We start from the raw sequence: 20378 nt of genomic DNA, 5'->3' as shown, positions 1-20378 counted from the left end.
CGGGCTCCAGGGGACCCCCGCGGCAAAGCCTGGCCAAATCCTGAGAACTGTGTGAAAGTCATATTTCCTGCCTGAGCAGGCAGGATGTTGTGTCCACATCAGCATTCGGAGGTTCTCATGTTCACCGGTCTCGCCAGCATCTTCTCGACGCTCGTCGGCGTCGCCACCTCGGTCGGCGTCTGGGGCACCGGGGCGCACAGCCTCGGCCTGCTGCCGCAGGAGGCCTTCATCACCGCCGCCAACTTCGGCATCATCCTGCCCCCGATGCCGCGCTGACCGACCCTCTCGCCGCACACGGCCAGCCCGGGCGCCCCTCCGCCGGACCGGTGGAGCGGGCGCCCGCGTCCCTTCCGGGTGGCGGCCCCTCGTCGTCGTCGTCGGGACCACGTCCCCAGCCCGGCGGCCCCTCACCCCGCCCGCAGCGCATCCCGGCCCGCCCCACCTCGTTCCCGGGCGCCGACCCGCGCGGCGGTAGTCTTGACTCTCGCCCGACACCACCCGTAGACGACCAGTGAGGCCCCCTGTGCAGACCCATGAGATCCGGCGCCGCTTCCTCGACCACTTCGTCCGCGCCGGACACACCGAGGTCCCCAGCGCGTCACTGGTCCTGGACGATCCCAACCTGCTGTTCGTCAACGCCGGCATGGTCCCGTTCAAGCCCTACTTCCTCGGCCAGGAGACGCCGCCGTACGCCACCGCGACATCCATCCAGAAGTGCGTGCGCACCCTCGACATCGAGGAGGTGGGCATCACCACCCGCCACAACACCTTCTTCCAGATGGCCGGCAACTTCTCCTTCGGCGACTACTTCAAGGAAGGGGCCATCCGCCACGCGTGGTCGCTGCTGACGTCCTCACTCGACGACGGGGGCTTCGGCATCGACCCCGCGCTGCTGTGGGTGACCGTCTACCTCGACGACGACGAGGCGTACGGCATCTGGCGCGACGTGATCGGCGTGCCCGAAGAGCGCATCCAGCGGCGCGGCATGGCCGACAACTACTGGTCCATGGGCGTGCCCGGACCCTGTGGACCGTGCTCGGAGATCTTCTACGACCGCGGACCGGCCTACGGCGTCGACGGCGGGCCGGAGGCCGACGAGGACCGCTACATCGAGATCTGGAACCTCGTGTTCATGCAGAACGAGCGCGGCGATGGCTCCGGCAAGGACTCCTTCGAGATCCTCGGCCCGCTGCCCAAGCAGAACATCGACACCGGCATGGGCGTCGAGCGCGTGGCCTTCCTGCTCCAGGGCGTCGAGAACGTCTACGAGACCGACCTGCTGCGCCCGGTCATCGACACCGCCGAGCGCCTGTCCGGCGCGAAGTACGGCGCTGACAGCGCCTCGGACGTGCGGTTCCGCGTGATCGCCGATCACGCCCGGACCGCCTACATGCTCATCTCCGACGGCGTGACCCCCGGCAACGAGGGCCGCGGCTACATCCTCCGTCGCCTCCTGCGGCGCATCGTCCGCTCCGTGCGCCTCCTCGGCGCGACGGGGGAGACCATGGCCGAGTTCATGGCCACCGTCCGGGACGCGATCGGTCCCTCGTTCCCCGAGACCGTCTCCGGCTACGAGCGGATCGAACGGATCGCCGTGGCCGAGGAGGCCGCCTTCCTCAAGACCCTCGAGTCCGGCACCCAACTCTTCGAGCGCGCCGCCGAGTCCGCCCGCCGGTCCGGCGCCGCGGTGCTCTCCGGCCAGCAGGCGTTCGCCCTCCACGACACCCACGGGTTCCCGATCGATCTCACCCTCGAGATGGCCTCCGAGGCCGGGCTGCAGGTCGACGAGGAGGGCTTTCGCTCGCTCATGTCCGAGCAGCGCGCCCGCGCCAAGGCCGACTCCCAGGCGAAGAAGCACGCCCACGCCGACCTGTCCGTCTACCGCGACTTCCTCGACGCCGGCGAGACCGTCTTCACCGGCTTCACCGACCTCACCGACGAGTCGCGCCTGCTGGGCATCGTCTCCGGCGGCCGGGCCGTCGCGGTGGCCCGCGAGGGCGACGAGGTGGAGTTCGTGCTCGACCGCACCCCGTTCTACGCCGAGTCCGGCGGCCAGCTGGGCGACCGCGGCATGATCTCCACCGCCGGCTTCCAGATGCGCGTCGACGACGTCCAGAAGATCGGCAAGAAGCTCTGGATCCACAAGGGTGTCCTCACCGGGGGCGAGGTCGAGGCCGGGCAAATCGTCACGGCCGCCGTCGACCCCGAGTGGCGCAAGGGCGCCACCCAGGGCCACTCGGCCACCCACCTCGTCCACGCGGCACTGCGCCAGATCCTCGGGCCCGAGGCCGTCCAGGCCGGTTCGCTCAACAAGCCCGGCTACATGCGGTTCGACTTCAACTGGTCCGGCTCGATCCCCGCCGACGTCCTCGCCCAGATCGAGGAGGTCACCAACTCCGCCGTCGACGCCGACTACGGCGTCAACACCATCGAGACCACCCTCGACGAGGCCAAGCGCATGGGCGCCATGGCCCTGTTCGGCGAGAACTACGGGTCCACGGTCCGTGTGGTGGAGATCGGCGGCCCGTTCTCCATGGAACTGTGCGGCGGCACCCACGTCAGCAGCTCCGCGCAGATCGGCCCCGTCAGCCTGCTCGGCGAGGCGTCCGTCGGGTCCGGCATCCGGCGTGTCGAGGCCTACGTCGGCATGGACGCCTACCGCCACCAGGCCCGCGAGCGTGCCCTCGTGTCCGGCCTCGCCACCTCGCTCAAGGCACCCGCCGACGAGCTGCCCGACCGCATCGCCGCGCTGACCGCCAAGCTGCGCGAGACCGAGAAGGCCCTCGAGTCGCTGCGCGCGGCCCAGCTGGCCTCCCAGGCCGGCGACCTGCTCGCCTCGGCCGAGGACCTCGACGGTGTCCGGTTCCTCGCCCACAGCGCCCCCGGCGGTGCCGCCGGCGACCTGCGCACCCTCGCGTCCGACCTCAAGGGCCGCCTCGGCTCCGACGCGGGCGTCGTCCTCCTCACCGCACCCGGCCAGGACAAGGTGCCGTTCGTCATCGCCGTCACCCCGGCCGCCCAGGAGCGCGGCCTCCGGGCCGGCGACCTCGTCAAGGCGATCTCCCCGGCACTCGGCGCCCGCGGCGGCGGCAAGGCGGACATGGCCCAGGGCGCGGGCACCGAGCCCGGCGGCATCGACGCCGCGGTCTCAGCCCTGCGCGACGCCGTCCGGGACGCGGGATGACCGACCCCGGCGCGCCCGCGGCCACCGGCGCGGCCTGGACCCGCGGGCGCCGGCTCGGCCTGGACGTGGGCACCGCCCGCATCGGCGTGGCCTCCTGCGACCCAGACGGGATCCTGGCCACCCCGGTCGAGACCATCCGCGTGGTCGACGGCGACCCCGGGTGGGCCGCCGAGCTCCGGCGGCTCGGCGAGCTGATCGCCGAGTACGACGCCGTCGGCGTGGTCGTGGGGCTACCCACCTCCCTCAAGGGGCGCGAGACCGCCTCGACCGCCATGGCCCGGTCGTTCGCCGACGCGCTGACCACCGCTTCCCCGGAAGTGCCGGTGGAACTCGTCGACGAGAGGCTGACCACCGTCACCGCCGGCGCGGCCCTCCACGGGGCCGGTCGCAACACACGTAAGCAGCGCGACGTGATCGACCAGGCCGCCGCCGTCGTCCTCCTCCAGGCCTGGATCGACTCGCGGCACGCCCGCTGATGAACGGCGCGCCGACCGGCGGTGATGGCTAAACTGCGGCCGAGCACGATGCTGTCCGACGGGCAGCTCCCCTTCAACCCTGACCGAGGAGCACCATGTCTGCGGCACGAGGACGCTCACGCACGAGCGGCACCACCAGGTTCCTCCTCCTGGCGGCCGTGATCGGGGTGGTCCTCGCCTTCGGCTTCATGGTCTACCGCAATCTCAACACCGAGGTCGCCGCCGCTCCCGACCACGAGGGAGAGGGCAGCGGCAACGGTCTCCTGCACGTCGAGCCGGGCGACACCCTGGGCGTCGTGGGGGACCGCCTCTACGAGATCGGCACGGTCGCCAGTACCCGGGCCTTCACCGGCGCCGCGGCCGGCACGCCCGTCGAGGGCATCCAGCCCGGCTACTACCAGGTGCGTCAGGAGATGAGCGCGGCCGCCGCCGTCGAGGCGCTGTCGGACCCGCGGAACCGCGTCGGGATGGTCGACGTCAAGCCCGGCGGCCGGCTCCTGGACACGGTCGTCGTGGGCGGCGGCACCGAGAAGGGGATCTTCACCCTGATCGCCGACGCCACCTGCCTGCGCGACCTCGACGCGCCGGACGAGGCCCCGGCGTGTCGACAGCCCCAGGAGATCGTGGACGCCGCCGCCCAGGCCGACCCCGCGGTGCTGGGCGTCCCCGACTGGGCGATCAACGAGGTCCGGGCCGCCCCGGACCCGGTGCGCCGACTCGAGGGCCTCATCCGGCCGGGCGTCCACACCATCGACCCCCGCTCCGAGCCCGTCGACATCCTGCGGCACCTCATCGAGACCTCCACCGCCGCCTATGACGAGACCGGTCTGGTCCCGGCGGCCCAGCGGATCGGCCTGACCCCGTACCAGGTGGTCACCGCGGCCTCGCTGGTGGAGAAGGAAGGTCTGCCGCAGGACTTCGACAAGGTCGCCCGGGTCATCCTCAACCGCCTCGCCGAACCCATGCGGCTGCAGTTCGACTCCACCGTGAACTACGCTCTCGCCGATCAGGAGATCGCCACCACTGACGCCGACCGGGCCGCCCGGACCCCGTGGAACACCTACGCCATGGACGGCCTCCCCTATGGGCCCATCGGCTCACCCGGACTCGAGGCGCTCCGCGCCATGGAGAACCCGGCCGACGGGCAGTGGAAGTACTTCGTCACGGTGGACATGCAGGGGACCACCCGCTTCGCCGACGAGTACCCCGAACACGAGCGCAACCAGAGCGAGGCGATCGCCAACGGGGTCCTGGCAAGTGGACGCTGATCCCTTGTCCGCCGGCGCCGGGCCGCGGTCGGCGGCCGTACTCGGGCACCCGGTGGACCACTCTCTCTCCCCGGTCCTGCACGGCGCCGCCTACCGCGCCCTCGGGCTGGACGACTGGACCTACGAGCGCATCGACTGCGACGCCGACCGCCTGCCGTCCCTGGTCGTCTCCTCGCCGGCCCACCGGATCGGATACTCGGTCACGATGCCCGGGAAGTTCGCCGCCCTCGCGCACGCCAGCGAGGTCAGCGACCGCGCCCGCATCGTCGGCAGCGCCAACACCCTCGTGCGGCGCAGCGGCGGTTGGTACGCCGACTGCACGGACGTCGACGGGGTCACCGGGGCCCTGGCCGAGTTCGGCGACCTGCCCGCCGCGCCGACGGCGGTCCTCCTCGGCGTGGGCGGCACCGCCCGGCCCGTCCTGGCGGGCCTGGCCGCGGCCGGCGCGACCCGGGTCGTCCTGGCCTCCCGCCGCGACAACGCCGGCCCGGCCGCGGAATGCGGACGCGCCCTCGGACTGGACATCAGCACGGTGCTGCTGACCGACGCGTCGCTGCCCGGCGAGATCGAGGCCGCGGACGTGCTGGTCAACACCGTCCCCGAGCCCGGGATCCGGGACCTCACCGACCTCGTGTCCCGCGCCCGCCGGCTCTTCGACGTGCTCTACGACCCCTGGCCGACCGTGGCCGGGGCGGCCGCCTCCGCCGCGGGGGTACCGGTGGTGGGCGGTGACGTCATGCTGCTCAACCAGGCCTTCGGTCAGGTCGAGTTGTTCACGGGCAGGCCCGCGCCGCGGGCCGAGATGGCCGCGGCACTCGCGCGGGCCCTCGGGCGGTAGCGCCGGCGCGCGCGGCGAGGGGCACCCGGTGCTCGTCGACGCGGCGCCTCGACGGGCCTGATGTGCCCCCGCCCACCCGGTCGTGGGATGATCGGCGACGTGCTGAAGTGGACCACTGCCGGAGAATCGCACGGCCAGGCCCTCGTGACGATCGTCGAGGGCGTCATCGCGGGCGTCGAGGTGACGAGCGAGCAGATCGCCGCGCAACTCGCCCGCCGCCGCCTCGGCTACGGCCGCGGTGCGCGCATGAAGTTCGAGGCCGACGCCGTGCGCGTGCTGGGCGGCGTCCGGCACGGTCGCACCATGGGATCGCCGGTGGCGATCGAGGTCGGTAACACCGAGTGGCCCAAGTGGGAACAGATCATGTCGGCGGACCCCGTAAACCCCGAGGAGATCGACGACAAGGCCCGCGCCGCCCGCCTGACCCGCCCGCGGCCCGGTCACGCGGACTTCTCCGGGATGCTCAAGTACGACTTCGACGACGCCCGGATGGTCCTCGAGCGGGCCAGCGCGCGTGAGACCGCCGCCCGCGTCGCGGCGGGGACGGTCGCCCGCGGTGTGCTCCGCGACGTCCTCGGCGTGGAGGTGCTGTCCCACGTCATCTCCATCGGCGCCTCGGAGCCCTACGTGGGCCCCGAGCCGACGTTCGCCGATCTCCAGGCGATCGACGCCAGCCCGGTGCGCGCGTTCGACGCCGCCGCCGCGGACTCGATGATCGCCGAGATCGAGGCCGCCAAGAAGGCCGGTGACACCCTCGGGGGCGTGGTCGAGGTCGTCGTCCACGGGCTCCCGATCGGACTCGGGTCGCACGTGTCGGGCGAGGAGCGTCTCGACGCCCAGCTCGCCGGCGCCCTCATGGGGATCCAGGCCATCAAGGGCGTCGAGGTCGGTGACGGGTTCGAGACGGCCCGCCGGCGCGGCAGCGTCGCCCATGACGAGATGGTCCGGGGTGCGGACGGCGTCGAGCGCCGCAGTAACCGCGCGGGCGGACTCGAGGGCGGCATGACCAACGGCCAGCCCCTGCGGGTGCGGGCGGCGATGAAGCCCATCTCGACCGTTCCACGTGCCCTCGCGACGGTCGACATGGAGGACGGGTCGGCGGCCACGGCGATCCATCAGCGCTCGGACGTGTGCGCCGTCCCCGCGGCGGGCGTCGTCGCGGAGTCGATGGTCGCGCTCGTGCTGGCCCGTGCGGTACTGCAGAAGTTCGGTGGCGACTCGCTGGCGGAGACCCGCCGCAACGCCGAGGGGTACCTCGACGCGGTCGCCGAGCGTCTGGACTGGGCGACGGACGAGGTATGAGCGGCCCGGCACGTCCGGTCGCGGTGCTCGTGGGCCCGCCCGGCGCCGGGAAGACCACCATCGGCCGCAAACTCGCCCGACGTCTCGAGCTGCCGTTCCTGGACGCCGATCACCTGATCGAGGAGGCCGAGGGCCGGAGTATCCCCGAGATCTTCGCCTCCGACGGTGAGCCCGCCTTCCGCGAGATCGAGGAGCGGATCATCGGCGAGGCTCTCACCACCTTCGGCGGGGTGCTCTCCCTCGGCGGGGGCGCGGTGTTATCCCCGGTGACACGGGAGCGGCTGCGCGGGCACCGGGTCGTCCACCTCACGATCGGCGTCGCCGAGGGCGTGCGCCGTTCCCAGGGACCGGGTCGCCCACTGCTGTCCGGCGGTGACGTCACCGCGCGGTACCAGGCACTGCTCACCGAGCGGGCACCCCTGTACCGGGAGGTGGCCTGGACGACCGTGAGCACCGAGCGACGCAGTTCGGGCAAGGTGGTGTCGGACATCGTCGACAGGCTCGACTCCGGCGACCCGCATCCGCGGGGCGCCGGCGGCCGGACGAGATGATGGTGAGGACGCGCACACGCGTGCGGAGACGATCGATGAGCGGGAGCGACAGATGAACCAGGATCCGAACACCAGCGACCCCGTCGTCGTGGAGGTGCGCGCCGCGGACCCGTATCCCGTGGTGATCGGCCGCGGGCTGCTGCCGGAGATCCTCGAGGAGTGCTCGTCCTCGCGGACCGTCGCGATCTTCTACCAGCCGCCGTTGGCGCAGACGGCCGAGACGCTGCGCGAGAAGCTCGCCGAGGCGGGGGTGGACGCCCACCGGATCGAGATCCCCGACGCCGAGGCGGGGAAGGACCTCGCCGTGGCCGGGTTCTGCTGGGACGTCCTCGGGCAGATCGGGCTCAACCGCAAGGACACGATCGTCAGCCTGGGCGGCGGGGCCGCCACCGACCTCGCCGGCTTCGTCGCCGCCACGTGGATGCGGGGCGTGCGGGTGGTGCACATCCCCACGACGCTGCTGGCGATGGTCGACGCGGCCGTCGGCGGCAAGACCGGCATCAACACGGACGCGGGCAAGAACCTGGTGGGCAGCTTCCACGAGCCGGCGGCGGTGTTCATCGATACGGCCACCCTGGAGTCCGTTCCCCGCAACGAGTTGGTCTCGGGCATGGCCGAGGTGGTCAAGTGCGGCTTCATCGCCGACCCCGTGATCCTCGACCTCATCGAGGCCGACCCGGAGGCGGCGCTGGACCCGTCCGGGGACACGATCGTCGAGCTGATCCGCCGCAGCGTGCAGGTCAAGGCCGACGTCGTGGGGCAGGACCTCAAGGAGTCGGGCCTGAGGGAGATCCTCAACTACGGGCACACCCTCGGCCACGCGGTCGAGCGTCGCGAGCAGTACCGCTGGCGTCACGGCGCCGCGATCAGCGTGGGCATGTGCTTCGTCGCGGAGCTCGCGAGGCTCGCCGGTCGCCTCGACGACGCGACGGCCGATCGCCATTCCTCGGTCCTGGCCTCGCTCGGCCTGCCGACCGGGTACGACCCGGACGCGTTCCCGCGCCTGCTCGAGCTCATGGCCGGGGATAAGAAGAACCACTCCGGCTTCCTGCGGCTGGTGGTGCTGGACGGGCTCGCGCGCCCCTCCCGGATGGAGGCCCCGGACCCGTCGCTGATGACGGCCGCCTACGCCACCATCTCCGAGGGCCGTGCCCCCAGCGGTGGGGGGATCCTCCTGTGATCGAGCGACTCGCCCGCCGCCGGAAGGCCCTGGCCGTCGCCCTCGCGGACGTCGGCGCGCAGGGCCTGTTGGTCACCGATCCGCGCAACATCGCCTACCTGACCGGGTTCCGCGGGTCCGGTGGCGTCGCGTTGGTGGACGACGACGGCGAGGCGGTGCTCTGCACGGATTCGCGGTACGAACTCCAGGTGGTCGAGCAGGCCCCGGACGTGGGGCACGTGATCTCGCGGGAGTACGTCTCCGGCGTGCTCGGGCGTCGCCGCGGCCCCGCGGACGCCCCGCTCGCCGTGGAGGCCGAGCACATGACGCTGTCGGCGGCGTCCGCCCTCCGCCGCGCGCTCGCGGACACCGGGGGAGCGGCCACCCGCATCGTCGAGACCAGCGGCCTCGTGGAGCAGGTGCGCCGCGCCAAGGACCCCGAGGAGCTGGCGCTCATCGAGCGCGCCTGCGGCGTGGTCGACGAGGCGTGGACACACCTGGTGAACGCCGGTGCCATCGCCGTGGGCCGCACCGAGCGGGAGGTCGCGGCCGACCTCGAACACGCGATGCGGCGGGCGGGATCGGACGGAGTGGCGTTCGAGACGATCGTCGCCTCCGGCCCCAACGGAGCGCACCCGCACCACGTGCCGGGCGACCGGGCGCTCGCCGACGGCGACCTCGTGGTGGTCGACTTCGGCGCCACCGTCTCCGGCTACGCGTCGGACTGCACCCGCACGGTCGCGCTGGGCACCGCCCCGGATCGGCTGCTGGACGCCTACGACGTCGTCCTGCGTGCGCAGCTGGCCGGCGTGGGGGCGGTGCGCGAGGGGATGGGGTGCGCGGACCTCGACGCGGTGAGCCGGGGCATCATCGACGACGCCGGGTTCGGCGACCACTTCGGCCACTCGCTGGGCCACGGGGTGGGCCTGGACGTGCACGAAGCGCCCGCGGTGTCGACGAGGTCCACGAGTACACTGTCCGACGGCGATGTGATCACCATCGAGCCGGGGATCTACCTCCCGGGTCTCGGCGGGATCCGGATCGAGGACACCGTGGCCGTCACCGGAGGTGGCGGGAGGTCCCTGACCACCACGTCGAAGGCTCTCAGGGCGCTCTGACCACCAGCACGCCCCGAGTGGTCTGCCCACGACCACGTGCGCGGCGCCCCCACCGGCGTCCCGCCCGACGACTTTCCCGAAGGAGTACCGACTATGGCGTCCACCGCCGACTTCAAGAACGGCCTCGTCCTCAAAGAGGAGGGGCAGCTGTGGCAGATCGTCGAATTCCAGCACGTCAAGCCCGGTAAGGGCCCGGCGTTCGTGCGGACGAAGCTGAAGAACGTCGTCACCGGGAAGAACGTCGACAAGACGTTCAGCGCCGGCGTCAAGGTCGAGATCGCGACGGTCGACCGCCGCGACATGACGTTCCTGTACCGCGACGGTGAGGACTACGTCCTCATGGACGAGCAGGACTACGAGCAGATCAACGTCAGCCCGGCCGTCATGGGCGACGGCGCGCGTTTCCTGCTCGAGAACACCACCGTCCAGGTCTCGTTCAACGAGGGCGTCCCGCTGTTCGCCGAGATGCCGGTCGCCGTGGACCTGATCGTGCAGCACACCGATCCCGGCCTCCAGGGTGACCGCTCCACCGGCGGCACCAAGCCCGCCACCCTCGAGACCGGCGCCGAGGTGCAGGTCCCGCTGTTCATCAACACCGGCGACAAGCTGCGCATCGACACCCGTGACGGCCACTACCTCAGCCGGGTGAACGACTGATCATGGCGGACGAGGTCGACCACCGGCGCCGAGGAGCTCGGTACCGGGCGCGCAGGCGTGCCGTCTCCCTGCTCTTCGAGGCCGAACTGCGGGACGCCGACGTCGTGCAGCTCGCCGAGGAGCGCCGCCGGATGGGGGAGGAGTCCCAGGAGTTCTACGACGTCGCGCCGTACACCATGGAGATCGTCACCGGCGTCGCCGAGCGGCTCGACCGGCTGGACTCGACGATCTCCGAGCACCTGCGGGAGTGGACGCTCGAGCGGCTGCCCGCCGTCGACCGCGCGGTGCTCCGTGCGGCCGCGTGGGAGCTGCTCTTCGGCTCCGACGAGGTGGACGCGGCGGTGGTGATCGACCAGGCGGTCCTGTTGGTGTCGGACCTGTCCGCGGAGAAGTCGGTGCCGTACGTCAACGCGGTCCTCGACCGGGTGGCCGGGCTGGCCCAGCACATCCGGGCCGCCGAGCGGGCCGTGTCGAGTCTGGACGGCCCCGACGGACCGGACGTCGGCGACACCGGTGGGCCCGACGTGTCGCAGGCCACGTCCGACGATCCGGGGACGGGCGCGGCCGGCTGATAGAGTTCAGGTCCGAAAGCTATCCCTTTAACGAGCCGTCCAGCGAGGCGGACAAGGAGGTGGTGATCGGTGAGCGCTGACGGTTCGGAGACGAACTCGGTGTCACTCTTCACGTCCGACGACGTCGCCAGGACGGTGTCCCGCCTGGCACATCAGATCATCGAACGCACCGCTGCGGACGCGCCCGGCTCGGGCCCCGTGGTGCTGCTCGGCATCCCGACCCGGGGCGTGCCGCTGGCCGCTCGCCTCGCCGAGCGGATCCGCGAGTTCAGCGGGGCCGAGGTCCACGCCGGGTCACTCGACGTCACGCTCTACCGTGACGATCTCGCGGGCGGTCCGCACCGGCCCCTGGGCCCCACCAAGGTCCCGGGGCAGGGGATCGACGGGGCCACGGTCATCCTCGTCGACGACGTACTGTTCTCGGGCCGCACCATCCGGGCCGCGTTCGACGCGCTCCGTGATCTCGGGCGGCCCGCGCGCGTGCAGCTCGCGGTCCTCGTCGACCGCGGTCACCGCGAGCTGCCCATCCGCGCCGACTACGTGGGCAAGAACGTCCCGACCTCCCGGGAGGAGGGCGTGTCGGTGCGGCTCACCGAGATCGACGGCACCGACGCCGTGTTCCTGCGGCGGCCCGACCCGGAGAGGACGCGATGAAGCACCTGCTCTCGGCGGCCGACCTCGACCGGGACGCGGCGCTGTCGATTCTCGACGAGGCGGCGCGACTGAAGGAGGCACTCCTCGGTCGCGAGGTCCGCAAGTTGCCGACGCTGCGCGGCAAGACGGTGCTGACGGTGTTCTATGAGAACTCCACCCGGACCCGCGTGTCCTTCGAGACCGCCGGCAAATGGATGAGCGCTGACGTCATCAACGTCTCGGCGAGCGCGTCCTCCGTCCAGAAGGGCGAGTCGCTCCGCGACACCGCGTTGACCCTCACCGCCATCGGTGCCGATGCCCTTATCGTCCGCCACCCCGCCTCGGGTGCGGCGCAGCAGATCGCCGGCTGGGTCGCCCCCGGAGGGGCGGGCCCGTCGGTCATCAACGCCGGTGACGGCATGCACGAGCACCCCACCCAGGCACTGCTCGACGCCATGACCCTGCGCGAGCGGCTGGGGGGCGTCGAGGGACGCCGCGTGGTGATCGTCGGCGACATCCTGCACTCGCGGGTCGCCCGGTCCAACGCCCTGCTGTTGTCGACGCTGGGCGCGGAGGTCGTCCTCGTCGCCCCGCCCACGCTGTTGCCGGTGGGCGTGGAGTCCTGGCCGGTCCGCGCCTCCACCGATCTCGACGCCGAGCTGGACGGCGCGGACGCCGTCATGATGCTGCGCGTCCAGGCCGAGCGGATGAACGGCGGGTTCTTCCCGTCCGCCCGCGAGTACGCGGTGCGCTACGGACTCGGACCCGCCCGCGCGGCCCGGCTCGGGGAGGACGTCGTCGTCCTGCACCCGGGTCCGATGGTCCGCGGCATGGAGATCGGCTTCGACACCGCCGACGCGCCGTCGTCCGCGATCCTCCAGCAGGTCACCAACGGGGTGCACGTCCGCATGTCGGTCCTGCTGCACGCCCTGGTCGGAACGGAAGGAAACCCCGAGTGAGCGCCCATACTGCGCCTACCCTGCTGCTTCGTCGGGTACGCCCCTACGGGGAGGGCGACCCGGTGGACGTCCTCGTCCGGGACGGCCGGATCGCGGCGATCGGTGACGACGCCGGCGCCCACGTCGGGGCCGGTACCGCCGATGCCACGGACGGTGGGGAGGCCGTCGAGGTCCTCGACTTCGACGGTGCTGTCCTGCTGCCCGGGTTCGTCGATCTGCACACCCATCTGCGCGAGCCCGGCCGCGAGGACACCGAGACCATCGCGACCGGGTCGGCCGCCGCCGCCCGCGGCGGCTATACCGCGGTGTTCGCGATGGCCAACACCCAGCCCCCGCAGGACAACCAGACCGTCACCGACTCGGTCTTCAGGATCGGCCGCGAGGTCGGTCTGTGCGACGTGCACCCCGTCGGCGCGGTCACCGTCGGGCTCGCCGGGGAGCAGCTCACCGAGATGGGGCAGATGGCCTCGGGGGCGGCCCGCGTACGGGTCTTCTCCGACGACGGCATGTGCGTGTACGACCCGCTGGTGATGCGCCGTGCCCTCGAGTACTCGGCCGGTCTCGGCGTGCTCATCGCGCAGCACGCGGAGGAGCCGCGACTGACCCGTGGGGCCGTGGCCCACGAGGGACCCACCGCGGCGCGCCTCGGGCTCACCGGCTGGCCGCGCTCGGCCGAGGAGTCGATCGTCGCCCGCGACGCGATCCTCGCCCGCGACGCCGGTGCCCGCGTGCACATCTGCCACGCCTCCACCACCGGCACCGTCGAGCTGCTGCGGTGGGCCAAGGCGCAGGGCATCTCGATCACCGCCGAGGTCACGCCGCACCACCTGCTGTTGGACGACTCGCGACTCGAGTCGTACGACGGCGTGTACCGCGTCAACCCGCCGCTGCGCGAGGCGCACGACGCAGCGGCACTGCGCGAGGCCCTGATCTCCGGGGTGATCGACTGCGTCGCCACCGACCACGCCCCGCACGCGGCCCAGGAGAAGTGCTGCGAGTTCGCCGCCGCCCGTCCCGGCATGCTCGGCCTCGAGACCGCCCTGCCCATCGTCGCCGCACTGCTGGTCGAGACCGGGGACATGACCTGGCGGGACCTCGCCCGCGTCATGAGCACCCGGCCCGCCGAGATCGCCGGCCTGTCGGACCAGGGGCGGCCGATCGCGGTGGGGGAGCCGGCCAACCTCGCCGTCGTCGACCCCGACTCCCCGTGGACCGTCGTCGGCGAGGAGCTCGCAAGTCTGTCCGCCAACACCCCCTACGAGGGAATGACGTTCGCGGCGAGGGTCGTCGGCACCGTGTACCGGGGCCGACTGACCACCCGCGACGGAGAGGTACTCGCATGACCCAGGACACCTGGACCGTCATCGTCGTCATCGCCGTGCTGCTCGGACTGATCGGCCTGATGACGGTCGGCTGGCGGAACCGGAGCCGATCCCAGGCGGGTCTGTTCGACGACCTGCCGGCACCGCCCGCCGACCCGGGCGAGATCGTGTTGGGTCCGCTGTCCGGCGTGTACATCGGCAGCACCATCGCGGGCGACTGGCAGGCCAGGATCGCCCGCCCGCCGCTCGGGCACCGCTCGGCCGGCACCCTCACCGCCCACGCCGACGGCCTGCGACTCGACCTCGCCGACGCCACCATCTGGATCCCGCGCCACGACCTCGTCGACGTGCGCCGCGCCTCGGCACTGGCCAACAAGACCGTGCCCGGCGGCGGCATCCTCGTCGCCCGCTGGCAGGTCACCGGCGCGGACGGCCGCACCCTCGTCGACTCGGGCTTCCGGGCCGACGACAAGGACGGCTACCCCCGCTGGGAGGCACTGCGCGGTGACGCCGCCCCCACCCCCGATACCGACTCCACCACCGAGGAGAAGCAGTGACATCGCACAGCACCACGCCCGCGCGACAGGGGGTCGGCGAGCCCGCCGCACTCGTCCTCGAGGACGGGCGTATCCACCGGGGGCAGGCCTTCGGCGCCACCGGCACCACGCTCGGTGAGGCGGTGTTCACCACCGGTATGTCCGGGTACCAGGAGACCCTCACCGATCCGTCCTACTGTCGACAGATCGTCGTGACCACCGCGCCCCAGATCGGCAACACCGGCTGGAACGACGAGGACGGCGAGTCGCTGCTCGACGGCGAGGTCGGCGGCGGCCGCATCTGGGTCGCGGGCCTGGTCATCCGCGACCTGTCGCGCCGCGCCTCCAACCATCGCTCCACGCGCACGCTCGAAGAGGAGATGGTCGCCCAGGGCGTCGTCGGCATCGCGGGGATCGACACCCGCGCGGTCGTCCGCCACATCCGCGAGCGAGGTGCGATGAAGGCCGGCATCTTCTCCGGCGCGGATCTCTCCGACGACGAGACCATGCTCGCCGCGGTCCGCGCCCAGGAGTCCATGGCCGGCGCGTCGCTGTCCGAGGAGGTCACCACCTCCGCGCCGTACGTGGTCGAGCCGGAGGGCGAGGCCCGATTCTCGGTCGCCGCCCTCGACCTGGGCATCAAGTCCAACACGCCGCGGATGCTCGCGGCGCGGGGCGTCCGGGTCCACGTGATCCCCGCCGGCTCGACCCTCCAGGACGTCCTCGACCTCGACGTCGACGGCGTCTTCCTGTCCAACGGGCCCGGCGACCCGGCGACCGCCGACTCCGCCGTGCACCTCACCAAGGAGGTCCTCGGCCAGGGCATCCCGTTCTTCGGCATCTGCTTCGGCAACCAGATCCTCGGGCGCGCCCTGGGTCTGGACACGTACAAGATGCGGTTCGGTCACCGCGGCACCAACATCCCGGTGATCGAGAAGGCCACCGGCTCCGTGGCCATCACCTCGCAGAACCACGGGTTCGCCCTCCGCGCCCCCGAGAACGACACCTGGGAGACCCCGTGGGGGACCGCGACGGTCACCCACGTGTGCGCCAACGACGGCACCGTCGAGGGCGTCGCCCTCACCGACGGCAGCGCGTTCTCCGTCCAGTACCACCCCGAGGCGGCCGCGGGCCCCCGCGACGCGGCGGACCTGTTCGACCGCTTCGTCAGCCTGCTCGCCTCCTCCGACACCGGCTCCGCAGACTCCAGAAAGGGCTCGAACTGATGCCCCGGCGCACAGACATCAACCACGTCCTCGTCATCGGCTCCGGCCCGATCGTCATCGGCCAGGCCAGTGAGTTCGACTACTCCGGGACCCAGGCGTGCCGTGTGCTCAAGTCGGAGGGGCTGCGCGTCACGCTGGTCAACTCCAATCCGGCCACGATCATGACCGACCCCGAGTTCGCCGACGCGACCTACGTCGAACCGATCACTCCCGAGTACATCGACAAGATCTTCGTCCGCGAGGCCGAGCAGGGCCATCCCGTCGACGCGGTCCTCGCGACGCTGGGCGGGCAGACCGCGCTCAACGCCGCCATGCAGCTCGACGCCCAGGGGATCCTCACCAAGCACGGTGTGGAGCTCATCGGCGCCGACATCCCCGCGATCAACCGCGGCGAGGACCGGCAGACCTTCAAGGACATCGTCGCCAGTGTGGGCGGCGAGTCCGCGCGCAGCGCCGTGTGCCACACGATGGAGGAGGTCCACGCGACGGTCGCCGAGCTCGGCCTGCCCGTCGTCGTCCGCCCGTCGTTCACCATGGGCGGCCTCGGTTCCGGCCTCGCCTTCACCACCGAGGACCTCGAGCGGATCGCCGGTGGCGGACTGTCGGCCTCGCCCACCGCGAACGTCCTCATCGAGGAGTCCATCCTCGGGTGGAAGGAGTTCGAGCTCGAGCTCATGCGCGACAACAAGGACAACGTCGTCGTCGTGTGCTCGATCGAGAACGTGGACGCCCTCGGCGTGCACACCGGCGACTCCGTGACGGTCGCGCCGTCGATGACGCTGACCGACCGCGAGTTCCAGAACATGCGCGACCTCGGCATCGCCATCATCCGCGAGGTCGGCGTCGACACCGGCGGCTGCAACATCCAGTTCGCCGTCAACCCGGTCGACGGCCGCATCGTCGTGATCGAGATGAACCCCCGCGTGTCACGCTCGTCGGCGCTGGCCTCCAAGGCCACCGGCTTCCCGATCGCCAAGATCGCGGCCCGCCTCGCGATCGGCTACTCGCTCGACGAGATCACCAACGACATCACGGGGGAGACCCCGGCGTGCTTCGAGCCGACCCTCGACTACGTCGTCGTCAAGGCCCCGCGTTTCGCGTTCGAGAAGTTCCCGGGTGCCGACGACACCCTCACCACCACGATGAAGTCGGTGGGCGAGGCCATGAGCCTCGGCCGCAACTACCGCGAGGCGCTCGGCAAGGTCATGCGCTCGCTCGAGACCAAGGCCGCCGGCTTCTGGACCCTGCCCGACGAGGTCATCGCCCCGGGGCGTTCGACCGACGTCACGGCGGTCCTCGACGATCTGCGTCGCCCGACCGAGGGACGCATGTACGACGTCGAGCTCGCGCTGCGCCTGGGCGCCACGGTCGAGCAGGTGCACGAGGCCTCGGGCATCGACCCGTGGTTCGTCGACGAGGTCGCCGCGCTGGTCGAGCTGCGTCAGGAGATCATCGACGCCCCGGTCGTCGACGAGCCCCTGCTGCGTCGCGCCAAGCACAACGGGTTGTCCGACGCCCAGATCGCGGCGCTGCGCCCCGAGTTCGCCGGGGCCGAGGGCGTGCAGCGCCTTCGGCACCGCCTGGGGGTGCGCCCCGTCTACAAGACCGTCGACACCTGCGCGGCCGAGTTCGAGGCCAAGACCCCGTACCACTACTCCACCTACGAGCTCGACCCCGCCGCCGAGTCGGAGGTCACGCCGCAGACGGAGCGGGAGAAGGTCATCATCCTGGGCTCCGGTCCCAACCGGATCGGCCAGGGCATCGAGTTCGACTACTCGTGCGTGCACGCCGCCCTGACCCTGTCCGAGGCCGGCTACGAGACCGTCATGGTCAACTGCAACCCGGAGACCGTCTCGACCGACTACGACACGGCGGACCGCCTCTACTTCGAGCCGCTCACGTTCGAGGACGTCATGGAGGTCTACCACGCCGAGTCCGAGTCGGGAACGGTCGCGGGCGTCCTCGTCCAGCTCGGCGGGCAGACCCCGCTCGGCCTGGCCGCCCAGCTCGAGGAGGCCGGGGTGCCGATCGTCGGCACCAGCCCGTCCGCCATCGACCTGGCCGAGGACCGCCGCGAGTTCGGCGAGGTGCTGGTCCGCGCCGGCCTGCCCGCCCCCGCGTTCGGCACCGCGATCAACGCGGAGGAGGCCACGACCATCGCCGCGGACATCGGCTACCCCGTTCTCGTGCGCCCGTCCTACGTGCTGGGCGGCCGGGGTATGGAGATCGTCTACGACGAGGCCTCACTTCGCTCCTACATCGACCGGGCGACCGAGATCAGCCCGGACCGTCCGGTCCTGGTGGACCGCTTCCTCGACGACGCCGTCGAGATCGACGTCGACATCCTGTGTGACGGCACCGAGGTCTACCTCGGTGGCGTGATGGAGCACATCGAGGAGGCCGGCATCCACTCCGGCGACTCCGCCTGCGCACTCCCGCCGATCACCCTCGGCCAGGACGACATCGACCGTGTCCGCCGTTCGAGCGAGGCACTCGCCTTCGGCATCGGCGTCAAGGGCCTGATGAACGTCCAGTACGCCATCAAGGACGACGTCCTCTACGTCCTCGAGGCCAACCCGCGCGCCAGCCGCACCGTGCCGTTCGTGTCCAAGGCGACCGGCGTCCACCTGGCCAAGGCCTGCGCCCGGATCATGATGGGCGAGTCCATCGCAGCGCTGCGCGAGGAGGGACTCCTGCCCTCGGACCGGGACGGCGGCTCCCTGCCCGCGGACGCGCCCGTCGCGGTCAAGGAGGCGGTCCTCCCGTTCAACCGCTTCCGCACCCCGGAAGGCGACACCGTCGACTCCCTGCTGAGCCCGGAGATGAAGTCGACCGGCGAGGTCATGGGCATCGGCCCCGACTTCGCCGTCGCCTTCGCCAAGGGTCAGCTCGCCGCCGAGGGGGTGCTCCCCACGTCGGGCACCGTGTTCGTCTCGGTCGCGAACCGGGACAAGCGCTCGATGGTGTTCCCCGCGCAGCGCCTCGCCGCGCTCGGGTTCACCGTTCTGGCCACCGAGGGGACCGCTCTGATGCTGCGGCGGTACGGGATCGCGTGCGAGACCGTGGCGAAGCTCTCCGAGTCGGGCTCGGGTCCCGTGGACGCCGAGGGCAACGCGGTCCGGACGATCGTCGACCGCATCAACGCCGACGAGGTGGATCTCATCCTCAACATCGCCTCCTCGACGGGCGGGACCCGGGCGGACGGACACGAGATCCGCTCCGCCGCCATCTCGCGTCGCGTCCCGTGCGTCACGACCGTCCAGGGCGCCACGGCCGCCGTCCACGGCATCGAGGCGACACGCCGCGGCGACGTCACCGTCAGCCCGCTGCAGGACCTGCACTCGGGGTTCGCCTCCTGATGACCGTCTCCGCCCCCCGGGCCCCCTTCGGCGAGCGGTTACGCTCGGCGGTCTCCGCCCGCGGCAACCTGTGCGTGGGGATCGATCCACACCCCGCACTGCTCGAGGCGTGGGGACTCGGGGCGGACGCCGACGGGCTCGCCGAGTTCGCACGCCGGTCGCTCGAGGCGTTCGCGGACCTCGTCCCGGCGGTCAAACCCCAGGTCGCGTTCTTCGAGGAACACGGCTCGGCCGGCATCGGCGTCCTCGAGCAGGTCCTCGACCGGATCGGCGAGGCCGGCGCGCTGTCCGTCGCGGATGCCAAGCGCGGCGACATCGGCTCGACCATGGCCGGGTACGCCCGGGCGTGGCTGCGCGATTCCTCTCCGCTCGCGTGTGATGCGCTCACCGTCTCGCCGTACCTCGGCGTCGGATCACTGGACGCCGCGTTCGAGGCGGCCTCGGACACCGGGCGAGGGCTGTTCGTCCTCGCCCGCACCTCCAACCCCGAAGCGGGTCCGTTGCAGCGCTCGCTCGGGTCCGCGGGATCGGTCGCGCAGGCGGTGGTCGACGAGGTGGGCCGCCGCAACGGCACGGCCACCCCGGGGGCACCCGGCCCCTTCGGTGTGGTCGTGGGGGCCACGGTCGCCGATCCGCCGCGGCTGGACGCGCTGCACGGGCCCGTCCTCATGCCGGGCGTGGGGGAGCAGGGCGGCACGCTCGAGGACGTCAGGAGGATCGCCGGGCCCGCGCTGCCGCACACCCTGGTCAACGTCTCGCGGCACGTCCTCCGGGCGGGCCCGGACGTCGACGCGATGCGGACCGTCGTGCGCGATCTGGCGGCACAGTACAGGTTCGGTGGCGACTCCTGAGTCACCGCCGTCCCCTCCGGTTCACCGACGTCACATGGGGACACGTCACCGGTGTGCCCGGCGGGAACCGGATCGGCGGCATTCGGGTGGTTCGACTCGCGGTGGCCGAGGCGCGCCGCTAGTCTTCTGTACAACCTCACCACGCCAATGCGCAGTTCAGACGGGGTACCGCTACGGGGCCCCGCGCTGGTACGGGGTCCCTCGGCCGCGTACTGTTGCTGAGGTCATCAGGCCCGGAACAGTCGACATCCCCTCGGGGAAGTCGGAACCGCCCGGGTACGGTGAGCACGAGGGAGCGCCCGCTCCCGGAGGCGTTCCGCAGCCCGCGGACGCGCCGGGGACGGTCACCGCACACCAGGCGGGGGTG

Annotated in this window: 18 protein-coding genes; all 18 read left to right on the top strand. The window is 71.8% G+C overall.

Annotated elements, in window-relative coordinates; translation table 11 throughout:
* The first annotated feature begins 117 nt into the window (after positions 1-117).
* The 18 genes from VYL96_RS08360 to pyrF all read left to right on the top strand — a co-directional run bounded on the left by VYL96_RS08360 (position 118) and on the right by pyrF (position 20011).
* Positions 118-276 carry a hypothetical protein gene (locus VYL96_RS08360; RefSeq protein WP_007626311.1) on the top strand — a complete coding sequence of 53 codons (159 nt, stop codon included), beginning with the start codon at positions 118-120 and terminating at the stop codon, positions 274-276.
* A gap of 247 nt (positions 277-523) precedes the next feature.
* Complete coding sequence (gene alaS, locus VYL96_RS08355; RefSeq protein WP_061228672.1) at positions 524-3184, top strand: alanine--tRNA ligase; 2661 nt, start codon at positions 524-526, stop codon at positions 3182-3184.
* Positions 3181-3660 carry a Holliday junction resolvase RuvX gene (ruvX, locus tag VYL96_RS08350; protein ID WP_061228671.1) on the top strand — a complete coding sequence of 160 codons (480 nt, stop codon included), beginning with the start codon at positions 3181-3183 and terminating at the stop codon, positions 3658-3660. The genes alaS and ruvX overlap by 4 nt, the downstream gene beginning before the upstream one ends.
* 95 nt (positions 3661-3755) lie before the next feature.
* Positions 3756-4928 carry an endolytic transglycosylase MltG gene (locus tag VYL96_RS08345; RefSeq protein ID WP_131885024.1) on the top strand — a complete coding sequence of 391 codons (1173 nt, stop codon included), beginning with the start codon at positions 3756-3758 and terminating at the stop codon, positions 4926-4928.
* Positions 4918-5766 carry a shikimate dehydrogenase gene (locus tag VYL96_RS08340; RefSeq protein WP_131885023.1) on the top strand — a complete coding sequence of 283 codons (849 nt, stop codon included), beginning with the start codon at positions 4918-4920 and terminating at the stop codon, positions 5764-5766. Before VYL96_RS08345 ends, VYL96_RS08340 begins: the two co-directional genes overlap by 11 nt.
* An 87-nt stretch (positions 5767-5853) precedes the next feature.
* Positions 5854-7068, top strand: coding sequence for a chorismate synthase (gene aroC, locus VYL96_RS08335; RefSeq protein ID WP_061228668.1), 1215 nt, complete (start codon positions 5854-5856; stop codon positions 7066-7068).
* Positions 7065-7619, top strand: a complete 555-nt coding sequence (locus VYL96_RS08330) for a shikimate kinase (protein WP_061228667.1) — start codon at positions 7065-7067, stop codon at positions 7617-7619. The genes aroC and VYL96_RS08330 overlap by 4 nt, the downstream gene beginning before the upstream one ends.
* Positions 7620-7671: 52 nt before the next feature.
* Entirely contained in the window at positions 7672-8799 is a 1128-nt protein-coding gene (gene aroB, locus VYL96_RS08325) for a 3-dehydroquinate synthase (protein WP_061228666.1), read from the top strand.
* The gene (locus tag VYL96_RS08320) at positions 8796-9896 is read left to right on the top strand and encodes a M24 family metallopeptidase (protein WP_061228665.1); all 1101 of its coding nucleotides are present in this window, start codon (positions 8796-8798) and stop codon (positions 9894-9896) included. The genes aroB and VYL96_RS08320 overlap by 4 nt, the downstream gene beginning before the upstream one ends.
* Positions 9897-9989: 93 nt before the next feature.
* The gene (gene efp, locus VYL96_RS08315) at positions 9990-10553 is read left to right on the top strand and encodes an elongation factor P (RefSeq protein ID WP_007631945.1); all 564 of its coding nucleotides are present in this window, start codon (positions 9990-9992) and stop codon (positions 10551-10553) included.
* A gap of 2 nt (positions 10554-10555) precedes the next feature.
* Complete coding sequence (gene nusB, locus VYL96_RS08310; RefSeq protein WP_131885022.1) at positions 10556-11125, top strand: transcription antitermination factor NusB; 570 nt, start codon at positions 10556-10558, stop codon at positions 11123-11125.
* Between the two features lie 69 nt (positions 11126-11194).
* Positions 11195-11779 (top strand): bifunctional pyr operon transcriptional regulator/uracil phosphoribosyltransferase PyrR, encoded by a 585-nt coding sequence (gene pyrR, locus VYL96_RS08305; protein WP_061228663.1) that lies wholly within the window; start codon positions 11195-11197, stop codon positions 11777-11779.
* Positions 11776-12717 carry an aspartate carbamoyltransferase catalytic subunit gene (locus VYL96_RS08300; RefSeq protein ID WP_061228662.1) on the top strand — a complete coding sequence of 314 codons (942 nt, stop codon included), beginning with the start codon at positions 11776-11778 and terminating at the stop codon, positions 12715-12717. Before pyrR ends, VYL96_RS08300 begins: the two co-directional genes overlap by 4 nt.
* Positions 12714-14060, top strand: coding sequence for a dihydroorotase (locus VYL96_RS08295; protein WP_043568214.1), 1347 nt, complete (start codon positions 12714-12716; stop codon positions 14058-14060). Before VYL96_RS08300 ends, VYL96_RS08295 begins: the two co-directional genes overlap by 4 nt.
* The gene (locus tag VYL96_RS08290; RefSeq protein WP_061228660.1) at positions 14057-14596 is read left to right on the top strand and encodes a PH-like domain-containing protein; all 540 of its coding nucleotides are present in this window, start codon (positions 14057-14059) and stop codon (positions 14594-14596) included. Before VYL96_RS08295 ends, VYL96_RS08290 begins: the two co-directional genes overlap by 4 nt.
* On the top strand, positions 14593-15801 hold the full coding sequence (gene carA, locus VYL96_RS08285; RefSeq protein ID WP_061914784.1) for a glutamine-hydrolyzing carbamoyl-phosphate synthase small subunit: 1209 nt from the start codon (positions 14593-14595) through the stop codon (positions 15799-15801). Before VYL96_RS08290 ends, carA begins: the two co-directional genes overlap by 4 nt.
* Complete coding sequence (carB, locus tag VYL96_RS08280) at positions 15801-19160, top strand: carbamoyl-phosphate synthase large subunit (protein WP_061228658.1); 3360 nt, start codon at positions 15801-15803, stop codon at positions 19158-19160. Before carA ends, carB begins: the two co-directional genes overlap by 1 nt.
* Positions 19160-20011: an orotidine-5'-phosphate decarboxylase gene (gene pyrF, locus VYL96_RS08275; protein WP_061228657.1), complete on the top strand. Its 852-nt coding sequence runs from the start codon at positions 19160-19162 to the stop codon at positions 20009-20011. The genes carB and pyrF overlap by 1 nt, the downstream gene beginning before the upstream one ends.
* The last annotated feature ends 367 nt before the right edge of the window (positions 20012-20378 follow it).

Source organism: Dietzia maris, assembly GCF_036287335.1.
Lineage (GTDB): Bacteria > Actinomycetota > Actinomycetes > Mycobacteriales > Mycobacteriaceae > Dietzia > Dietzia cinnamea.
The sequence above is the reverse complement of the archived record's forward strand: the minus strand, read 5'-3'. Positions and strand labels throughout refer to the sequence as shown.

Bases quoted from the DNA above. Each gene is read 5' to 3' on its own strand.
- VYL96_RS08330 (WP_061228667.1), top strand. From the start codon at position 7,065: ATGAGCGGCCCGGCACGTCCGGTCGCGGTGCTCGTGGGCCCGCCCGGC.
- aroB (WP_061228666.1), top strand. From the start codon at position 7,672: ATGAACCAGGATCCGAACACCAGCGACCCCGTCGTCGTGGAGGTGCGC.
- VYL96_RS08345 (WP_131885024.1), top strand. From the start codon at position 3,756: ATGTCTGCGGCACGAGGACGCTCACGCACGAGCGGCACCACCAGGTTC.
- carB (WP_061228658.1), top strand. From the start codon at position 15,801: ATGCCCCGGCGCACAGACATCAACCACGTCCTCGTCATCGGCTCCGGC.
- VYL96_RS08300 (WP_061228662.1), top strand. From the start codon at position 11,776: ATGAAGCACCTGCTCTCGGCGGCCGACCTCGACCGGGACGCGGCGCTG.
- VYL96_RS08290 (WP_061228660.1), top strand. From the start codon at position 14,057: ATGACCCAGGACACCTGGACCGTCATCGTCGTCATCGCCGTGCTGCTC.
- ruvX (WP_061228671.1), top strand. From the start codon at position 3,181: ATGACCGACCCCGGCGCGCCCGCGGCCACCGGCGCGGCCTGGACCCGC.
- VYL96_RS08360 (WP_007626311.1), top strand. From the start codon at position 118: ATGTTCACCGGTCTCGCCAGCATCTTCTCGACGCTCGTCGGCGTCGCC.
- pyrF (WP_061228657.1), top strand. From the start codon at position 19,160: ATGACCGTCTCCGCCCCCCGGGCCCCCTTCGGCGAGCGGTTACGCTCG.
- aroC (WP_061228668.1), top strand. From the start codon at position 5,854: ATGATCGGCGACGTGCTGAAGTGGACCACTGCCGGAGAATCGCACGGC.
- nusB (WP_131885022.1), top strand. From the start codon at position 10,556: ATGGCGGACGAGGTCGACCACCGGCGCCGAGGAGCTCGGTACCGGGCG.
- efp (WP_007631945.1), top strand. From the start codon at position 9,990: ATGGCGTCCACCGCCGACTTCAAGAACGGCCTCGTCCTCAAAGAGGAG.